At 27.9% G+C, this 4025-nt stretch carries 4 protein-coding genes; 1 reads left to right on the forward strand and 3 read right to left on the reverse strand.

The window, feature by feature from the left end; all coding sequences use genetic code 11:
* Window positions 1-358 precede the first annotated feature (358 nt).
* The 3 genes from ACI3VO_RS08430 to ACI3VO_RS08440 all read right to left on the reverse strand — a co-directional run bounded on the left by ACI3VO_RS08430 (window position 359) and on the right by ACI3VO_RS08440 (window position 3392).
* Window positions 359-2056, reverse strand: coding sequence for a phospho-sugar mutase (locus ACI3VO_RS08430; RefSeq protein ID WP_439757489.1), 1698 nt, complete (start codon window positions 2054-2056; stop codon window positions 359-361).
* Window positions 2057-2424: 368 nt separating this feature from the next.
* On the reverse strand, window positions 2425-2601 hold the full coding sequence (locus ACI3VO_RS08435; RefSeq protein ID WP_439757490.1) for a hypothetical protein: 177 nt from the start codon (window positions 2599-2601) through the stop codon (window positions 2425-2427).
* 41 nt (window positions 2602-2642) lie between these two features.
* Entirely contained in the window at window positions 2643-3392 is a 750-nt protein-coding gene (locus ACI3VO_RS08440; protein ID WP_439757491.1) for an AAA family ATPase, read from the reverse strand.
* Between the two features lie 561 nt (window positions 3393-3953).
* On the opposite strand from ACI3VO_RS08440, the gene ACI3VO_RS08445 reads away from it, so the two are divergent.
* Window positions 3954-4025, forward strand: a 72-nt coding sequence (locus ACI3VO_RS08445) for a helix-turn-helix domain-containing protein (protein WP_439757492.1), incomplete at its 3' end; no start/stop codon positions are given.

Genomic DNA, 4025 nt, shown 5'->3' on the forward strand with positions numbered 1-4025 from the left:
TCTCACGTTGTTTCTTTTCGAATTAAACATATCTGAATGTCTTTCATTGAACATACCAAACCCTCCCTACTTAGGTAATTATTAGTTTTATTATGTCCAACTATTTGGCACTTTATACCTATGTCACAAAGTTATTAAATATAATTACAATGACTCTGAATTGATAATAATAGGTTTGAATGGTGTCAATGTTTTTTAAATTAGAAATCGCTATGCGAATGGGTGGGACCCTTCGCGTGGGAAAGTTTTTTTATATAAAAAGACTGCACAATTATAAAAACTATTTTTATAATTTATGCAGTCTTTTTAGTAAAATTATTTATTTTTATTAAATGGTTGTCACATTTAAATACTTTTATTATTTAACTTGTTCAATTATTTTGTTTATGTCTGCTTCTATGTTAGCTATTTTTTCTAAGCATTTAGCTTCATCTTCGCCTTTTACAGCTACATAGAATTTAAGTTTTGGTTCAGTTCCTGATGGTCTTACAGCTATCCATGAACCATCTTCTAAGAAATATTTTAACACATTTGACTTAGGTAATCCATCTATTCCTTTTTGATAGTCTTTTAAATCTACTACTTTTGTGCTATTGAATTCATTTATATCATTTTCTCTGAAGTAAGTTATTATTTCTTTTATTTTAGCTAGACCTTCTATACCTTTTAAAGTTAATGATATAGTTTTTTCTTTGAAATATCCGTATTTTTCATATAGAGCTTGTAATCCTTCGTATAAGCTTAATCCTTTGTCATAGTAGTAAGCTGCCATTTCAGCTATTAATAAAGATGCTACTACACCGTCTTTATCTCTAGCATGAGTTCCTACTAAGTATCCGTAGCTTTCTTCGTATCCGAATAAGTAAGTTTTATCTCCTGTTTCTTCGAAAGATTTTATTTTTTCTCCTATGAATTTAAATCCAGTAAGTACGTTTATTACGTCTAAGTTATTAGCTCTAGCGATATCTGCTCCGAATTCTGAAGTTACTATAGTTTTAACTAATGTAGCTTTAGGATCTAATTTACCTTCTTCTTTAGAGCTTTCTATTATGTAGTTAGTTAACATTGCACCTATTTGGTTACCAGTAAGAAGTGCGTATTCTCCTGTTGTAGTTCTTACAGCTATACCAACTCTATCGCAGTCTGGGTCAGTTGCCATAACTAAGTCAGCACCTTCAGCTTTAGCTAAAGCTATACCTCTAGTTAATGCTTTGTGTTCTTCTGGGTTTGGATATTCTATTCCAGCAAAATTAGGATCTGGATTTTGTTCTTCTGGTACTACTATTATATTTTCAAATCCAACTTCTGATAATGCACGAGTTACAGGTACGTTTCCTGTTCCGCAAAGTGGAGTGTAAACTATTTTAAATTCTTTTCCAACTTTTTTAACTAATTCAGTTTTTATTACTTGAGTTTTTACTGCTTCTATAAATGCAGTGTCTTGTTCTGCTCCTAGCATTATAACTAGGTCTTTTTGATCTTCTTTTATAGTAGGTATTGTTGAGTAATCTTTTATAGCATTTACTTCAGCAGTTATTGCTGATGCTATTTCTGGCATTACTTGTGCTCCATCTTCCCAATATACTTTGTATCCATTGTATTCTGGTGGATTGTGACTTGCTGTTATAACTATACCTGCTATAGTGTGTAATTTTCTAACTGCAAAAGATAATTCTGGAGTTGTTCTTAATGAATCGAATATATATGCTTTTATACCGCAAGCAGCTAATGTATTTGCAGCTTCTATACAAAATTCTCTTGACATGTGTCTATTGTCGTGAGCTATTACTACTCCTCTATTTTTTTCTTCTTCAGTAGTATTTTTTACTATGTAGTTTGCAAGACCAAAAGTTGCTCTTCTTACAGTGTATATATTTATTCTGTTAGTTCCTGCTGCTATTATTCCTCTAAGTCCTGCTGTACCAAATTCTAAGTCTGTGTAGAATCTGTCTTCTATTTCTTTTTCATTTCCCTTAATATTTTCTAGTTCTTTTTTTGTTTCAGCATCGAAATAATCACTTTCTAGCCATTGATTGTAGATTTCCTTGTAATTCATATTTCTTCCCTCTTTCAATTCCTAAACTTTATAATTTTTTATAATATATTAAATTTATATTACCCATTTTATGGATAAATATAAAAGCTAAAAAGATAATAAATATTAAAAATAAATATCTATTTGTTTCTCTATGTATATTGTATATTGTTTTATATTCTAAGTAAACAAAATTTTTTTTTGATATCGTTTTCTTTTTGAAATTTTTTACAGTAAATTTTTTTGGGGTTAAAATCTAAAAAAATAGTCGTTTTATGTATAATATTTTACATAAATACAACTATTTTTTTAATATCATTTATATTTTAACTATATTTTTAAAATATATAAAGTGTCTTTAACTTAGTAGATTGTTAAAATTTTTTATATTATTTACAGCCCACTATCTTGTTGTATATTTTTAAGTAAGTTTCTGCCACTTCTTCTGGAGCGACGTCTTTTGTGTAGTCTTTGTTTACAACAGTAGTATAATATAGTTCTGTAAGCTCGTATGCCACATCCTTGGCATTTCTTTGAGAAGATCCTGTTACTCTTTGTTCAGCCATCTCGTGCCTCCTTAAATTTATTCTTTAATAGGTATTATATATTATTTAGTCAGTATATGTATCATTTTTTTATAATTATTTAAAAATTCTCTCGTTATATTGTAGTTTTCACTGTCTTCGTATTTTACCTTTTGAATATCTTCTTTTATTTGATATATAAAGCTATTTGGATACGCCATTAAAATCGGCGAATGTGTTGCTATTATAAATTGACTTCCTTGCTTTACTAGCTCGTCTATTCTAGATATTAAGCTCATCTGTCTCGTTGGAGATAGAGCAGCTTCTGGCTCATCTAAAATATATAAGCTATTTCCTGTAAATTTATTCATAATAAGTGAGAAAAAAGCTTCTCCATGAGATCTTTTATGAAGCGATTTGCCTCCATAGCTATTCATAAATCTCTCACTTGGATTTTCTGAATTTAAATCGTCTATATTCGTAGCCACGTTATAAAAGCTCTCTGACCTCAAAAAAAATCCATCTCGTGGCTTTTTAACTCCTTTGACTATAGTTATAAAATCATATAAACACGAATGTGTCTCATTTGTGCTAAAATTAAAATTTTTAGTTCCTCCTTCTGGATTAAATCCATATGAAACAGCTATAGATTCTAGTATAGTTGACTTTCCAGATCCATTTTCACCGACTATAAACGTTACATTTGGGTGAAACTCTATTTTGTCTAGATTTTTGATAATCGGCAAATTAAAAGGATACTTCTCAAAATCCTTAACTTTATCTCTATTTAATTTTACACTTCTAATAAATTGATTCATTTTTTGACTATTCATATTATTATCCCCTATTTTATTTTAAAATATCATTTTATTATTTATTTTAATCGTATATTAAAAAAAAACACGATAAATTAATTATCGTGCAAGGGTGGGTTAAATTATTTAAGCTATTGCTAAATTTACATTTATATAACAACATTTCTTAATTATTATAGTATAACACCTTACACTTTAAATCAATTCATTATAGGATAAATACATTCCATTTTGGAATTAATTTTAATAATCAATTCTCATAATTCATCGGTATTTATTGTGCTATAATTATAATGATTTTATACAAGGAGGCATATAACAGCTAATATAATCTATAAAAATCCATAAAACCATAGTATATTTTTATAGATTATATATAATGCTATTGAAGTAATAAATAAATTAAATATTACTCAATATTATAATTTGCAAATAAAATAGAAAAAACGGTTCAAACGCTTAAAAATTGAGATAAGTTTATAACAGATACTAGAAGAGAAAATAATACTGTATTTATTTGTAGGCTTTAGGAGAATATAGATAATAAAGCTAAGAAAATAATTGAGGAGTTAATATAGTATGATAAAGACATTTAGAATAATGCTAATTCCAAATAATAAACAAAAATCTAAATTATTTCAATCAGCAGGC

The sequence above is a fragment of the Intestinibacter sp. genome, assembly GCF_051866655.1.
Lineage (GTDB): Bacteria > Bacillota > Clostridia > Peptostreptococcales > Peptostreptococcaceae > Intestinibacter.

Excerpts from the sequence above, each read along its gene's own strand:
- ACI3VO_RS08430 (WP_439757489.1), bottom strand. The coding sequence starts at position 2,056 with ATGAATTACAAGGAAATCTACAATCAATGGCTAGAAAGTGATTATTTC.
- ACI3VO_RS08435 (WP_439757490.1), bottom strand. The coding sequence starts at position 2,601 with ATGGCTGAACAAAGAGTAACAGGATCTTCTCAAAGAAATGCCAAGGAT.
- ACI3VO_RS08440 (WP_439757491.1), bottom strand. The coding sequence starts at position 3,392 with ATGAATAGTCAAAAAATGAATCAATTTATTAGAAGTGTAAAATTAAAT.